This is a genomic window from Fructilactobacillus florum DSM 22689 = JCM 16035 (assembly GCF_001436645.1).
GTDB classification, from domain to species: Bacteria; Bacillota; Bacilli; order Lactobacillales; family Lactobacillaceae; genus Fructilactobacillus; species Fructilactobacillus florum.
Genome location: NZ_AYZI01000003.1, coordinates 105802 through 119980 on the forward strand (window position 1 = coordinate 105802; position 14179 = coordinate 119980).

Annotated in this window: 14 protein-coding genes; 1 reads left to right on the forward strand and 13 read right to left on the reverse strand. The window is 42.7% G+C overall.

Going from position 1 to position 14179, the window contains the following annotated elements:
- Nucleotides 1–3 precede the first annotated feature (3 nt).
- The 6 genes from udk to FC87_RS02415 form a co-directional block, all read right to left on the reverse strand.
- Entirely contained in the window at nucleotides 4–663 is a 660-nt protein-coding gene (udk, locus tag FC87_RS02390) for a uridine kinase (RefSeq protein WP_009166773.1), read from the reverse strand.
- Between the two features lie 23 nt (nucleotides 664–686).
- Nucleotides 687–3098, reverse strand: coding sequence for a phenylalanine--tRNA ligase subunit beta (pheT, locus tag FC87_RS02395; protein WP_056961499.1), 2412 nt, complete (start codon nucleotides 3096–3098; stop codon nucleotides 687–689).
- A 15-nt stretch (nucleotides 3099–3113) separates the two neighbouring features.
- Nucleotides 3114–4151 (reverse strand): phenylalanine--tRNA ligase subunit alpha, encoded by a 1038-nt coding sequence (gene pheS, locus FC87_RS02400; RefSeq protein ID WP_056961501.1) that lies wholly within the window; start codon nucleotides 4149–4151, stop codon nucleotides 3114–3116.
- Nucleotides 4152–4416: 265 nt separating this feature from the next.
- Nucleotides 4417–4773 (reverse strand): winged helix-turn-helix transcriptional regulator, encoded by a 357-nt coding sequence (locus FC87_RS02405; RefSeq protein WP_009166770.1) that lies wholly within the window; start codon nucleotides 4771–4773, stop codon nucleotides 4417–4419.
- A gap of 11 nt (nucleotides 4774–4784) precedes the next feature.
- Nucleotides 4785–5285, reverse strand: coding sequence for an HDIG domain-containing metalloprotein (locus FC87_RS02410; RefSeq protein WP_009166769.1), 501 nt, complete (start codon nucleotides 5283–5285; stop codon nucleotides 4785–4787).
- A gap of 19 nt (nucleotides 5286–5304) precedes the next feature.
- Nucleotides 5305–6075, reverse strand: a complete 771-nt coding sequence (locus FC87_RS02415; protein ID WP_054689588.1) for a TrmH family RNA methyltransferase — start codon at nucleotides 6073–6075, stop codon at nucleotides 5305–5307.
- 192 nt (nucleotides 6076–6267) lie between these two features.
- On the opposite strand from FC87_RS02415, the gene yidC reads away from it, so the two are divergent.
- Entirely contained in the window at nucleotides 6268–7209 is a 942-nt protein-coding gene (yidC, locus tag FC87_RS02420; RefSeq protein WP_009166767.1) for a membrane protein insertase YidC, read from the forward strand.
- Between the two features lie 207 nt (nucleotides 7210–7416).
- On the opposite strand, the gene FC87_RS02425 is transcribed toward yidC, so the two are convergent.
- From FC87_RS02425 to FC87_RS02450, 7 genes are all read right to left on the reverse strand, one after another.
- Entirely contained in the window at nucleotides 7417–8115 is a 699-nt protein-coding gene (locus FC87_RS02425; RefSeq protein WP_009166766.1) for a Bax inhibitor-1/YccA family protein, read from the reverse strand.
- A gap of 69 nt (nucleotides 8116–8184) precedes the next feature.
- A complete protein-coding gene (locus FC87_RS02430; RefSeq protein WP_056961503.1) occupies nucleotides 8185–9606 on the reverse strand; it encodes a hypothetical protein in 1422 nt (473 codons plus the stop codon).
- A 262-nt stretch (nucleotides 9607–9868) separates the two neighbouring features.
- Nucleotides 9869–11323: a hypothetical protein gene (locus FC87_RS02435; protein ID WP_056961505.1), complete on the reverse strand. Its 1455-nt coding sequence runs from the start codon at nucleotides 11321–11323 to the stop codon at nucleotides 9869–9871.
- Between the two features lie 125 nt (nucleotides 11324–11448).
- The gene (rpmF, locus tag FC87_RS06810) at nucleotides 11449–11631 is read right to left on the reverse strand and encodes a 50S ribosomal protein L32 (protein ID WP_009166762.1); all 183 of its coding nucleotides are present in this window, start codon (nucleotides 11629–11631) and stop codon (nucleotides 11449–11451) included.
- A 41-nt stretch (nucleotides 11632–11672) separates the two neighbouring features.
- Nucleotides 11673–12227 (reverse strand): YceD family protein, encoded by a 555-nt coding sequence (locus tag FC87_RS02440; protein ID WP_056961507.1) that lies wholly within the window; start codon nucleotides 12225–12227, stop codon nucleotides 11673–11675.
- Nucleotides 12228–12279: 52 nt separating this feature from the next.
- A complete protein-coding gene (locus tag FC87_RS02445; protein ID WP_054689576.1) occupies nucleotides 12280–13437 on the reverse strand; it encodes a nucleotidyltransferase in 1158 nt (385 codons plus the stop codon).
- On the reverse strand, nucleotides 13434–14177 hold the full coding sequence (locus FC87_RS02450) for a class I SAM-dependent DNA methyltransferase (protein ID WP_056961509.1): 744 nt from the start codon (nucleotides 14175–14177) through the stop codon (nucleotides 13434–13436). Before FC87_RS02450 ends, FC87_RS02445 begins: the two co-directional genes overlap by 4 nt.
- Nucleotides 14178–14179 lie beyond the last annotated feature (2 nt).

The window sequence follows — 14179 nt, forward strand, 5'->3', positions numbered from 1 at the left end:
AAGTTATCGGTCAGTGGCAACTGAGGTGGTTGTTTTTGCCAAAATTGCTTGGATTTTGGTCGTTAACAGATCAATTGCAACAACATTTTTTCCCCCGCGCGGAATAATGATATCAGCATAGCGCTTCGATGGCTCCACAAATTGTTGATACATTGGTCGGACGGTTGTTAAATATTGTTGAATCACCATTTCAAGTGTCCGACCACGTTCCTTCGTATCCCGTTCAATTCGGCGAATCAACCGAATATCATCATCAGTATCTACAAAAGCTTTAATATCCATCAAATCACGAAGCCGGGGCTCATTTAATGTTAAGATTCCTTCTAAAATAATAACATCGGTCGGCTGTTGACAGATGGTTTGGGTGCTTCGAGTAAATTGAGTGTAGTCATACACCGGTTTTTTTATAGCTTGATAATGTAACAAGTCCTGTAGTTGTTCGATCAATAAATCATCATCAAAAGCATCCGGATGATCATAATTAACTTGTTTTCTTGCAGCCATGGATAATTCAGCTTGATCTCGATAATAAGAATCCTGCTGAATAATTGCAATGGAGTGGCCTGATAGCCGTTCTAAAATGGCCCGACTAACAGTTGTTTTCCCACTACTTGATCCACCAGTTACTCCAATGATAACTGGACGTTTCTTCATACTTGTCATCGCTGTTTCCTTTCACTTGCAGCTTAGCGGATTGTGGCCTGAAATTCAGTTTTTAGGGCCGTAGTGATTTTTTCGATTTTTTGGTTAATTATCTCATCTTGAAGAGTTGCTTGTGGATTAGAAAAAGTCAGTGAATAAGCGAGTGAACGTTGATCTTTGGGAATACGGTTACCAGCATACACATCAAAAAGAGTCAGACTTTGCAAATAAGCCCCCGCTTTGTCGGTAATTACAGCTTCAATCGCCGCATTGGAAACCTGCTCTCCAACTAACATTGCAATGTCTCGTTTGATACTAGGATAAGCACTGATTGGTTGATAATGCTGCACTTGTTTAGGAGCAAGGGCTAGTTTTTCTAAATCCAACTCAAAAACATAGGTAGGTTTAATGTGGAATGATTGGGCAATAAGGGGATGAACCTGCCCAATTAATCCCACCAATTGATCTGCTAACCACACCTCTGCGGTTTGATTGGGGTGGAGTTGCTTAACCGTACTAGTAGGTTTGTACTGGATGGTTCCCGCCAAGTTTAAACTAGCTAAATACTGTTCAACTAGACCCTTAAGCTGGAAAAAGTCTACCGGTTCCGCGCTCGTTGCCCAGTTGGCAGACGCCAAGGAGCCAGAAACAGCTCCGGCAAGGTGCTCTTTTTCAATCGGACGGACTTGCGCTTGTGTCCGAAAAAAAACACGACCTTGTTCATATAGTGATACATTTTGAACTCCACGAGCTTGATTATATGAAATATCATCCAATAATCCAGCGATGAGATTTTGTCGTAGCACGGCATGATCACTGCTCATTGGCCATTTCATGCTGGTTTCGACACTTGGTTCCCAATTAAACATGGTGGCTTTGGCTGCCGTTGTCAGCGAATACGAAATGGCATGACTAAACCCCAAACCTTCCATCGTTCGCCGGGTCTGTCGTAACAACCGCTGTTTCTCAGTCAAGCGCCCTTGGGTCGTGTTAGTTACCGGTAGCGTAGTTGGAATATGATCATAACCATAAATCCGCGCAATTTCTTCATATAAGTCGGCAGGAAGCTTAAGATCCCAACAACGCGTTGGAACCGTCACCACCAGTTGTGTTGCAGTTGGCGTTACTTCAAAGCCCAGTCGTTTGAACAGCTGTTCAATTTCCACTGGTTGTAGACTAGTTCCTAACACCTGATTAATTTTAAGTGGAGTTACAGTAATCTTAGTTTCAGAAACCGGGGTCTGCTGTCCAACAACAGTTCCTTGGCTCGCCGTTCCAGCAGCAATTTGTTGTAATAACCCGGCAGCATAGTTTAACGCCTTAGTAACATTGCCTTGATCAATTCCTCGCTCAAATCGTTGGGAAGCATCGGTATGCAGTCCTTCTTTTTGCGCCATTTTTCGCGTTGCAACGCTTGAAAAAGCAGCTGCTTCCAGCACGATTTGTTGCGTCTTAGCGGTTACTTTAGTTGCTTCACCGCCCATTAAACCGGCTAAGGCTACCGGACCAGCCTGATCAGCAATCACAACATCGTTATCATCTAAGTCGCGCTGCGTGCCGTCCAAAGTAACTAGTTGTTCCGTTGATTGGGCTCGACGAACTTGTAAGTTTTTCCCGGTAATTTTTTCTAAATCGTAAGCATGGAGCGGTTGACCTAGTTTTAGCATGACATAGTTAGTCACATCGACCACATTATTAATTGGTTTAATTCCTGCATTCCAGAGCTTGATTTGTAACCACAAAGGACTCGAAGCAACGGTCACATTTTTAACCACCTGTAACTGATATTGAGTAGCGAGCTCCATCGGTGCAGCTGCTGAAATATCAGTAGCACTACTTTGCTGCCCTAGGGCTGGTGCTGGCGTCTCATCAAAGATCACCGGCTGGTTTAATATCGCTGCCAAATCATAGACAACTCCCCGTAAACTCAGCATGTCACCACGGTTAGGAGTAACGTCTAAATCAAGCAGTGACTCATCCATTCCAAGATAATGATAAATTTCGTCCCCTAGCTGGGCATCATCTGGTAGAAAGTAAATTCCATCCTTCCACTCATCAGGAACGATTTCCTCATCAAATCCAATCTCATCTAAAGCACAGAGCATCCCATCCGATTTAACTCCGCGCATTTTAGCCTTCTTGATTTTTTGGTTTCCAGCTACGCGAGCCCCTGGCAAAGCCACAATTACTTTTTTACCGACGGTCACATTAGGAGCTCCACAAACAATTTGCTGAACGATGCCAGCACCAACGGCTACCTGACAAATATTCAAGTGGCCCGCATCAGGATGTTTAACAACTGATTCAATCTCACCAACCACTAACTTTTTCAGTCCAGCTTGGCGCTGGGTAACGCTATCAACCTCAACAGAAGTTCGCTCAATTTTTTCACCTAATTCAGTGGGGGTCAGATCAATTTGAAGGTATTTGGTCAACCATTCGTACGATAGTAACATTTACAGTCATCCTTCCTAGTCAAACTGGGTCAAAAATTTAAGATTATTTAGATAAAAGTCACGAATATCAGTAACACCATATTTGAGCATTGCCAGTCGATCCGGTCCTACTCCAAAGGCAAAACCACCATATTCTTGGTTATCAACCCCGGCCATTTTTAGCACGTTAGGATGCACCATCCCGGCCCCTAGCACTTCAATCCAGCCGGATCCCTTACAAACTAGGCAACCTTTTCCATCACAATTCATACAGGTCATGTCGACTTCAACTGATGGTTCGGTAAAAGGAAAGTAGCTGGGTCGCAATCGCATCTCAAGCCGATCACCGAACATTTCTTTTAACATTTGAGCCAGCGTTCCCTTGAGGTCCGCCATGGTAATGTGATGGTCAATCACAATTCCCTCTACTTGGTGAAATTGGTGAGAATGCGTCGGATCATCGGTATCACGTCGAAAGACAACCCCAGGAGAGATCATTTTTAGCGGCCCCTTTGAAAAATCATGTTTCTCCAACGTACGGGCTTGCATCGGCGATGTTTGCGTTCGCATCAAGATTTCTGAAGTAATGTAAAAAGTATCCTGCATATCGCGCGCTGGATGATCCTTCGGTAAATTCATCATTTCAAAGTTATAACGTTCCTCTTCAACCTCCGGACCAGTTAGAACTTGATAACCCATTCCAATGAAAATATCTTCAATTTCATCGATGATTCTTTGAATCACATGCGGGTGCCCAACTGGATAATTTTTACCCGGTAAGGTCACATCAATTGCTTCATCCACTAACTTTCGATCAAGTGCTGCGGTGGCTAATTGTTGTTGCTTTTCCGTAATTAGACTTTGCAACTGATCACGAACCGTATTAGAAAGCTTCCCGGCTGCTGGGCGTTCCGCAGCTGGTAAATTAACAATTTCTCGCAATGCCTGAGTAATTTGTCCTTTTTTGCCGAGAAATTTAACTTTTAAATCATTCAGCTGTTGTTCGCTGGTAACTTCCTTTATTTTCTCAATCCCCTGTTGTTTGATTTGTTCTAAATCGGTCTCTAAACTCATTTTTAAACCCCTCTTTTTAGATTAAAAAAGCCTCATCCCGACTAGGGACGAAGCTTCGCGTTACCACCCAAATTCATGTCAAGTTGACATGCACTTTTGTGATGAATAACGCCATCAATCGGACAATGTTAGGAATGTCTACTAACGAACAGCGAATTCAGCACCCCTCTGGTTAGTTTCAGCGTTTCTAACCTCTCTGTGGTTCCAATCAGTGCTTACTACCTCTCTCGTTTTTGTAACTACCATGACTATAAAACAAACTAGATTAACGGTCAAGCTCTTCATCACCATCACACCACTTATCGGCCCACCCGTGGACTTCCGACATAATTGGCGCTAAATCGCGTCCTTTTTCAGTTAATTCATATTTAATCAGGGAAGAGTCCTGAAACGTTTTTCTTACAATCAAATCCAACTCGCGTAGTTCCTTCAGACGAGCAGTTAATACCCGATCGCTACAGTTCTCAATTTTTTCTGAGATTTCACAAAACCGTAAAGAATCACCAATTAACAGTGCTTCAATAATCATCCCATTCCATTTTTTGCCCAACATTTGAAAGGCTTCTTGGAACCGAGTACACAAAAATTCTCCATTGTCACTTGCTGTTTTAACTGCTGGCATAGTTACCATCCTCATTTCTTTTTATTTTGTGAAGCTTTAAAAACATGCTTAAACTTATTTTCAAGCGGTTCCATAAATTCATGGGCAGCCGCATAATCATCGACCAGCGAAACGATTACACTTTCTTTATATTTGGGGCGAGCTAGAGTCAATCCCCACATATGTTTCAAGATGATATCTTCTTCTTTAGGCGTTAATTTAGTGATTTTTTGGGCATTGCGTAGTGCGACCCGCGGGTGAATATAGGCATGTGACCCAACATCAAATTTAGTGGTTCGCCAATCATAATAAAATAGATCATGTAGTAACCCACCCCGTGCAGCAGCCCGTGCATCTAAGTTTAATTTTTTTGCAATCTTATAACTTTCAAATGAAACATAGATACAATGTCTGAGTCTGGTTGAATGATGATGTTGGGTATAATTTGCTAATTTTTGAACCGCTGGATTTTCCAACAGATCAGAAACATTAGCAACATAGTCTGGACAATCCTGCCATCGTTTTGAAACCATCACATCATCTCCTCTACAGCTAAGTTTGATGTAGTTGGAACATTAGAATTGCAGCAGCAACGGCCACATTAAGTGATTCTGCCTGACCAGTAATTGGAATATATAAATTATTAGTAGTCTGGCGCAACAACTCTGGTTGCATCCCATTTCCTTCATTTCCCATTACCAAAGCAAAATCTGAAATCGGTTGAACATCACAATAATTCTGAGCATTAGGATCAAGCGCCGTCCCGAAAACCGGAAAATTTTGCTGGTGCAACCGTTTAACCAGTGGCAGCAAATCCGTCCGAAAGAGTTGTAGATGAAACTGACTCCCCTGCATTGCCCGCAAAACCTTGTCATTATATTGACTAGCCGTGCCGTCTCCAAAAATAACTCCAGTAAAACCAGCTGCATCAGCAGTTCGAACCATTGTTCCAATATTACCAGGATCTTGGACATCATCTAAAAGTAACCACGCACCCTGTAGCGATTGGGGAAACTGTCGTTGCTTTGGAATATTTACCACTGCAAAAATCCCTTGAGGGGTACTCGTGGCACCGAGTTCCTTTGCAACTTCATTTGAAATTACTGTCACATTTTTATCATGAAGTGCCGCTTGATGTTGTAATAGTTGCTGATCGGTCGCTAAAATCAGATTAATCTGAGTTGTAGGCAGGTGCTGGAGCGCTTCTCCCACTAAATGCCAACTTTCTAATAAATACTGGTTGGCTTTCTTTCGACCTGCGGGAGTCGTTAGTTTCTTGATTGCCTTTACGGTTGGATTTTTTTTGGAATCGATTCTGTTCATAAAGCGCTCTCCCACTATCCTTTTTAGCTTAGTTAATTTTACCACATTTATCTAAAATTCCATTAAAATTATAGTAGTTTTATTGCTGAAAAATCATTAATATTTGCCTTATAATCGCTTCACCAATTGCAGTCCCCAACTATTTAAGGTAAGCTAAACCAGTATGACTAATTATCAAAGGAGCTACTGCCTATGAAAAAAAAACGCAAAATAACCCTGATAAGTATCGCACTCCTAGCTGCTATTACATTAAGTGGCTGCGTTCGAACTGATGCAAAGGGTCATCCTTATGGTTTTGTTTATGATTATCTGGCCATTCCCGGACAAAAAATCATGGATTGGCTCGCTCAATTCGTGGGTGGCTACGGCTGGTCTCTGATTGTCATTACCGTCCTGGTTCGACTTTGTTTGTTGCCAGTAATGATTAGTCAGTTAAAGAAATCCACCATTCAGCAAGAAAAGATGAATTTGATTAAGCCACAGCTGACCAAACTTCAGAAATTGATTCGACAAACAAAAGATCAAGCTGAACAAGTCGCCCTTAACCAGCAAATGATGCAACTTTACCGGGATAATAATATCAGCATGACGGGCGGTATTGGTTGTTTACCGCTCTTAATCCAGTTGCCAATCTTTGCGGCACTCTATGCAGCCATTCGGTATTCACCAGAACTTTCCCATTCCGTCTTCTTGGGGATCCAGTTAGGTCAACGTAGCATTCTGCTAGCGATTCTTTCCCTGGTGGTTTATGCCGTTCAAGGCTATCTCGCTATTCAAGGCATGCCTAAATCTCAACGAAAACAAATGGGCGCCATGATGTTGATTAGCCCCATTATGATTTTCTTCGTAACTCTTTCGTCCCCGGCAGGGCTCGGAATTTACTTTTTTATTGGTGGAGTGTTCGCAATCGTCCAACAATTAATTGTTAATGCCTATCGCCCTCGGATTATTAAAAATATTCAAGCTGAAACGGCGAAAAATCCGCCTAAAGTGGTATTACCAGATTCAATTGAACAAATTGAAGCAAACGTCGAGGCAGCTGCCAAAGCGGAAACAATTTCGAAGCCAGCAGATAATCAATCAGAAAAAAATCGAGTTCGTAACCAAAACAAACAGCACCGTCCTAAGCAATAACAAAAATATTTCCAATCTGAACAAGTAATCCCCCGATAGTTATGAAATCTCAATTAACTGTTGGGGGATTTTTTATGTCTAAATAAAGTATTGGTAGTAATAAAATAGGCAGCCGATTGCTAGAAAAATATCAGCAACCGACCGCCTAATTACGGTAATCATTTTAAATGGTAAAAGTAATCGTGTACCTAACTGAGCAGGCACCGTTTAATTATTATCGTTACTCATTCCAAGTAGTTGAACTAGAATCTGGAAAATATTCAAAATGTCCAAGTAGATGTTAAGCGCCCCAATTGTACTGAACTTTTGTAATTTTGTCTCAGAGTCAACGTATTCAGCATATTTACGAACACTTTGCGTATCCATCACAATGAAAACGGCAAAGATAACTAACATTACAACGTCAATAATGATGTATAAAGTGGGAATTCTCAAGAGAACAGCTACCACACTCAACACAATCGCTGCCAATAACCCCCACGTCAAGTACGAACTAAACCGTAGATAATCTTTAGTCGTTCGATTAGCATAGAAGGTCAACCCACCAAACATCACAGCAGTTCCTAAAAATGCAAGTCCAATTGTATCCATCCGGTAATAAATCAGGATTGGGCTTAAGGATACTCCGAACAAGACGGTCATCAAATAGTAAATCGTGTTGGTTGTCGAAGCACTCGTCTTTTCATCGTTAACTGAGTGACCCAGTGCCAACATCAGTCCCAAAGCAACCAATAAAATCAATAATGAACTTCCAAGTCCCATCGAAGTTACAAAACTTCTCATAAAAGTGGACATCAATAACATAACAATTCCAGTTACTACTAAACCGCCACAAACCTTTTGATAAGTTTTAGCAACTAACCGTTGCGCTAACTCAGCGGTGTTTCCAAACATTTCTCCGTTCATCGCTAACACCCTTTCTGATCTTTATTAAGATTGGAATCAATTATAACATGAATCAATCATAATTCCTAACTAGTAACCTAGACGATTTAAATCGGCATCCGAATGTAACACCGTCTTTTTTCCGCTAGGTAATTGAACCTCGAGCCAACCACCTTCAATCAGCTTCATTGGGAGACCAACTTGATGAAGTTTGATATAACTTTGCCGCAAGTTCGCTGGAACTTGGGGAAAATTAGTCGATGCGGGACTTGTTTGAAATTGTTTCCGATACCCTTGACCTTGGTGCAAGGCAAAAGCAGTTAATGAACCGTGCTCAATTTTTTTAAGTAAACGTCCACTAACCGTTTGGTGGGGATGATCTAGGGCTGATTGCAGCCACTGAAGCGTTGAAATTAAATCAGGCTGTAGTTTTACTGGTGCAGAAGAAATTAATTTTTCAAAGCGCTGCAGCAGTCGAATTGTCTGCTGAAACTGATCCGTGGTGAGTGGCTGCTGTGGATGTTGTAAAGCAACTTCCTCGTTTTTTTGTTCCGCCGCCGCCAGTTCCGAAACGGTCCATTCATGTTGTTGGCTAAGTGCATCTGCCACTAAAAACTGAAGAAAATACAAACTCTTAGCAGAAACTCCCGTTGCTACAAAAGGATCATCATCAAGAATTCTAAACTCTAAATATTCAATCCCTTTCGTTTGTAAATCGGCCAGTTCCGCCCCTTTCAAGCGAACGGGTCCATAAAATTCACTCATTCCAGCTAGTTGTTTAGTCGCAATCAGTTGCTGTAAATCAGCAATAAATTTAGTCAAATTGGCATATGAAGCTCTTACGTTCGCTCGATTTGCAAATCCATATGAACTCGACCGAAAAGATCGGACAGGTGCCAAAGACCGTAATTGTTTTGGTAGGTCATCCGCTGGATTCTCACTAACCGGCGCAGCCCCAAAAAAATAAGTTACCAGCCACCGATAGCCCACGATTTGTTGCGCAATTAAAAACAACAAGCGATTTTTAGCTGTGACTGTTGATGTCAAATGGTGTTGCTGTTGAAAATCAGCTATCGTAGCATCCAGCGGTGAATAATTGACATGAACCCCACAAATAATGTGGTGAAACGGACCATAATGTTTTAATAACCAGTTTCGATACTTCAAATACCAGTCCCGATGAAAAGTATTCTTTAAAAACACAACATCCGATTCCTGCAACCGTGGTGGCATTGACAAGCCCCAGATAATTTCTTGAGGTTGTAAATTCAGCTGTAGGATCGCCTGTAAACTACGTAAATTTGCCAAAGCACCTACTACTGAATCCTGTGGAGCTGTGATTAATTCTTCCATACTTTCAGAAAAATCCGTCTGAAAATACGGCTGGGAACGACGGTCACCGAGCGCTTGCGGATGCGGAGCACGAGATAACGTTTTGGTATTAAGATCCACGCGGTGTTCCTCAATTTCAATTCCTAAGTGACCCTCAAATAAACCCGTAAGCGTTTTCATGAGTGCTACCCTCCAAAATAAAAAATTTTCGTCCCACCACCCCAACCTAAATTAAGGGTATGAGCCGAAAATCACTAGTATTACCACCAAAAATTTTAAATACTTTCACAGCTATTCACTCGATCATGATCAAAATCAATATCAGAACGATAACCGGCACTAGTTTGAACTTTTTCAGTGTTCCAGACCTTTTTTATTGAGACTTCCCACTGACCTTAATATTGCTAGTAATTCTAGCGAGAAACCAGTAGTTCGTCAATACTTAATTAACCTCTGCCCAATTAGTTAGATTCACTGGCTTCGTAAAGTAATGCTGTCGTCCGTTAATAGTAACTTTCAAGTGCTGATCAACCGTAACCATTACTGGGAAACCTAACTGTAAAGCTTGGAGATACATTCCATGAAACTTAGTCGGAATTTCAGGCATGGCTTGGTCTGCCGTTTGGTTGGCATAACTAGTTTTAATTTGACAGCCACGAACTTGTGCATAGTGGGTAAGTGACTGCCCTCGCAAGAAGGGTAATAATTGGCCTGCCCGGGTTTGGTTAGGGTGTGCGATCGTCTGAGCCAAAAATTTTTGACTTGCTGCTAACGATGACCGTAGCACTACCGGCGCTCGAGTGATTAAACCGGAGAGCCGGTGCTCGAGTTGGAGGGCTTGCTGATATAATTCAGGCGCAAGCGGGGTCTCTGGATGCGCAAGAGCAACGCTTTCATTGGCTTGCATGGCAGCTTGCAAATCGGCGGCAGTCCAGACTGGTCGATTTACAAGCGCATCCACAATCAACAAATGGACCAAATTTAGCGCCTCCGCTGAAATTCCATTGTTGCTGAACGGGTCGTCATCAAACAGCCTGAATTCAACGTACTGTGGTCCAGTTGCCTGTAACTTTGTAAGTGAATCCCCACCTTTCAACCGAACGGGACCATAAAATTCGCTGACACTAGCTAACTTTTGGGTAGCTACGGCCGCTTGTAAATCTCTAAAGAAAATTGTTGGACTAGCATAAGAAATCTGAACTTCTGATCGATTAGCATAGCCATAGCTACTAGAACGCAGGGAGCGAACTGGAAACTGCTGGATTATCTTTGACGGGAATTGACGGTTAGCATTTTCACTGACCGGCGTTGCTCCAAACAAATACGTAATCAACCAACGATAACCAACTAGTTGCTGGGCTAGAGAAAATAACAACGCCGTTTGTGCTGCTTGCCGATCAGCATAGGAACCTTGCTGTTGAAAGGCGGAAATGATCGCGGCTGTAGGTGAGTAATTAATGTGAACTCCGGCAATTATTTGTTGCAAGGATCCATACTTTTCCAACAAATAATTCAAATAATCAGCATACCATGGACGCCGTTTAGCACTACTCTTGACTAATTCTAAATCCCGATCAGTAACCGCTGGTGGCATTGATAACGGCCACATGATTTCATCAGATCGTAATGATTGTTGCAATAATGATTGCAGCGTATGTAATTGGGATAAGGCTGCTTTCGTTGATGGCTGTGGAGTCGTCACTAATTCCTCCATGCTTTCGGTAAAATCACTTTGAAAGTATGGCTGGGTTCTGCGATCGCCCAAATTAGTGGGGTGTGGATAGCGCGACAGGCGTTGTTGCTTTAAATCATAGCGTTGTGCTTCAACTTCTAAACCAAATTTACCGGCAAACCAATTTGGATTGGAACTACTCGTACCCCGTTGTCTCTGCATCATTCCTAACCCCATCATTTTGTTTTTTATAGTCTAGCAATTTAAAATTGGGTCGTCAAACTACTGCACCCCAACAAAAAAAGAATTCCGAAAACCCATGGTGTTTTCGAAATTCTTTGTTCAAATGATTAGTTGTTTTTTTGTGCGACAACTTCTTTGCCGTTGTAATAACCACAACTTGGACATACGTAATGTGATTTACGTAGCTCACCACAATTAGGACAAGGAGACATCCCCGGTACATTTAATTTGATGTGTCCCCGTCGCATATCACGCCGAGCTTTTGATGTTTTTCGTTTTGGAACTGCCATTTGCAAAACCTCCCTTAAATTTAATTTCCACAAGTGAATTATTAATGCTTGTCTGGCTTGTCAGTATAAAAACCCTGTAAGTCGGCAAGCCGTGGATCAACCTGATTAGTCCGCGCTCGTTGCTTTCGATATTCATCCTCAGAAACGACCTTCCAGTCTTCACCAGCCGGCATATCTGCACCTGCTCGTTCTGAAGGCGTAAGAACTTGCATCGGAATTTGTACAAGTACGTTGTCAACAACCGCCGTTTCAAAATCAATTGTGCCAGAATCATCAACTATCAGCACAATTTCATTATTTTCGTAGCGCCGTAAAGCTGCCTCGGCTGCAACATAAATTTCTGTCACATGAAAATCCAATGGCAAGGTAACTGGAATCAACGAGCGACTCGAAGGAACTGTTACCGAACCACTAATATCAGCATCGACAATTACATCGCCTTGATCAGCTCGTGCAACCACTGATACCTCAAAGGCGGTGGCACTGATAATCTCATCCGGATAACGTGCTTGTAGCTGCTTTTGGATTGTCAGAGTTGCTTGCTCTGTAAATGGTTGCTTGACGTAGCCTTGTAATTTTTCAAACGACCACTTCATCTTAACCCCTCCAGTCCAACGAAGCCAATTATACGAATTTTCTTTTTCGATGTCAAGGTCTACTCCTTGATGGAGTATCATCAATTCGAATTGGCTGCCGATACAAGTCCTGTCGCAGATGGGTGACTTGTTCAGTTAATAACCCAGCCTTCCACTCCAACCACAATTGGTGTTGCAATGCCCTTTTACTAACCCGCGTAATCATTGGCAAATCAGTCTGTCCATGAACTTGATGTAGGTAAGCTTGCCCCTTTGCCGTCATTCCCAAGATTCGAATACTGGCTGGTTGGTGCTCAAGGATCTGATCAGTAACTTGTAAGAGCGTGTACACCGCCAGCCGCTGTAACCGAGCATATGTATACCGCTTAGTTTTTGCTTTATTCAAAAAATCTTGAAAACTAACAGCCTGTAGCGCCGCCTGCTGCAACCGTTGCTCCAAACCTTCGGTCATTTGGTAAATCCGCCGTAATTGGGCTAATGAACTCTGCGTCAACTGATACTGCAAGAGTGGCCAAAATGCATTCCAACTAATGGCTGGTTGTGATTGCAGTGCGGTAGCGGTCACTGGCATTGCTTGACTCGCCTGCTGTAATTCTCCTTCGTAAATGGACTGCCGAATTGCGGTTCCACTAGCAATGGTACCCGCAATCGTCGCATCATTATGATGACTTTTAAGTCGTGGAAGTGGAACTAAATGCAACGGTTGCTGCAACTTTCCTACTGCTTGAGCATACCAAAAACCTAACGTATCATTAGGCTCGTCCAACTGCAAGCCGTGCTGCTGTAACAAATCTTTCTGGAAATTAGCAGCAAATGGGGCATTATAAGTAGTCTGAACAGAACTAGTAGTCAGTTTCCAAGTCGAAAACCTAGTGAAATTCCAATCGGGATGTTCACAACCAAAGGCTAAAAACTGGCAGTGTAACGCAGCCAGGCGCTGAATTGCTTGTTCCGCGAAAATACTAGCTGGTTGAACTGCAGAGCCCACGGGCAACTCGATTACGAGATCAACCCCGGCTTGTAATGCCCACCGGGCTCGCGTCCATTTGTCAAAAATTGCCGGTTCCCCCCGCTGCATCCAGTTACTACTCATAACCGCAACGGTTACGTCGGCATTGGTTTGCAGCCGGGCTTGCCGTACTTGCCAAGCGTGCCCATTATGAAAAGGATCGTACTCTGTTACAATCCCAACTGCCGTGAGCGCTGTCATGCGTTCCTCTTTTCTGCTACCACAAACCAGCGGGTTGTGGTTGGAGTTGGCTCGTTTTCCCCAAAATCACTGGTGACGATCACATGTGAAAAACCCGCAGCCTGTAACAGTCGCCGATAAGTGGTAAGCGGATAAGTACGTTCATGGTGCAACTCTTCATAACGGGCAAAGGCTTGCTTAGCCGGTTCATACTTAAAAAAAACTAGTTCGTGATCAACCGAATGTTCCTGTTTACCAGCGTAACTACTCCACAAAAAAGCTTGTTCCTCATCATGGTAATTATACATATAGCCTGGATACTTCTGGTCTGTTTGATAAGGAGTAATGACATCAAACAAAAATTTACCACCACTCTCGAGATGTTGATAGACTTGTTGAAAAACTTGTTGCATCTCAGCTTGATTAGCCAGATAACAAAGCGAATCATCGAAACAAGTTATAGCAGAAAACTGGGGAAAATCAGTTAAGTCCAGCATATTTGCTTGAACTAGCAAAACATTTTCACTGCCAGCAGCTTGTAAATGCTGATCAGCAAGCGATAGCATTTCAAACGACAGATCACAACCGGTCACAGTAAAGCCTGCGGATTGCAAACGAACCAATAATTGACCCGTTCCGCATGCTACATCTAGAACGGAAGCTGGCAAGGGAACTGTTTGTTGGACAAACCTTAACCAGCGATCGTACAGCCGTTCATCAAACAACTGATCATAGAAGCTAGCAAATTCAGCATAAATCATGA

What these genes read in the sequence shown, in the direction of transcription:
- udk (WP_009166773.1), bottom strand. Translation starts at nt 663, where the DNA reads ATGACAAGTATGAAGAAACGTCCAGTTATCATTGGAGTAACTGGTGGA.
- pheT (WP_056961499.1), bottom strand. Translation starts at nt 3,098, where the DNA reads ATGTTACTATCGTACGAATGGTTGACCAAATACCTTCAAATTGATCTG.
- pheS (WP_056961501.1), bottom strand. Translation starts at nt 4,151, where the DNA reads ATGAGTTTAGAGACCGATTTAGAACAAATCAAACAACAGGGGATTGAG.
- FC87_RS02405 (WP_009166770.1), bottom strand. Translation starts at nt 4,773, where the DNA reads ATGCCAGCAGTTAAAACAGCAAGTGACAATGGAGAATTTTTGTGTACT.
- FC87_RS02410 (WP_009166769.1), bottom strand. Translation starts at nt 5,285, where the DNA reads ATGGTTTCAAAACGATGGCAGGATTGTCCAGACTATGTTGCTAATGTT.
- FC87_RS02415 (WP_054689588.1), bottom strand. Translation starts at nt 6,075, where the DNA reads ATGAACAGAATCGATTCCAAAAAAAATCCAACCGTAAAGGCAATCAAG.
- yidC (WP_009166767.1), top strand. Translation starts at nt 6,268, where the DNA reads ATGAAAAAAAAACGCAAAATAACCCTGATAAGTATCGCACTCCTAGCT.
- FC87_RS02425 (WP_009166766.1), bottom strand. Translation starts at nt 8,115, where the DNA reads ATGAACGGAGAAATGTTTGGAAACACCGCTGAGTTAGCGCAACGGTTA.
- FC87_RS02430 (WP_056961503.1), bottom strand. Translation starts at nt 9,606, where the DNA reads ATGAAAACGCTTACGGGTTTATTTGAGGGTCACTTAGGAATTGAAATT.
- FC87_RS02435 (WP_056961505.1), bottom strand. Translation starts at nt 11,323, where the DNA reads ATGATGCAGAGACAACGGGGTACGAGTAGTTCCAATCCAAATTGGTTT.
- rpmF (WP_009166762.1), bottom strand. Translation starts at nt 11,631, where the DNA reads ATGGCAGTTCCAAAACGAAAAACATCAAAAGCTCGGCGTGATATGCGA.
- FC87_RS02440 (WP_056961507.1), bottom strand. Translation starts at nt 12,227, where the DNA reads ATGAAGTGGTCGTTTGAAAAATTACAAGGCTACGTCAAGCAACCATTT.
- FC87_RS02445 (WP_054689576.1), bottom strand. Translation starts at nt 13,437, where the DNA reads ATGACAGCGCTCACGGCAGTTGGGATTGTAACAGAGTACGATCCTTTT.
- FC87_RS02450 (WP_056961509.1), bottom strand. Translation starts at nt 14,177, where the DNA reads ATGATTTATGCTGAATTTGCTAGCTTCTATGATCAGTTGTTTGATGAA.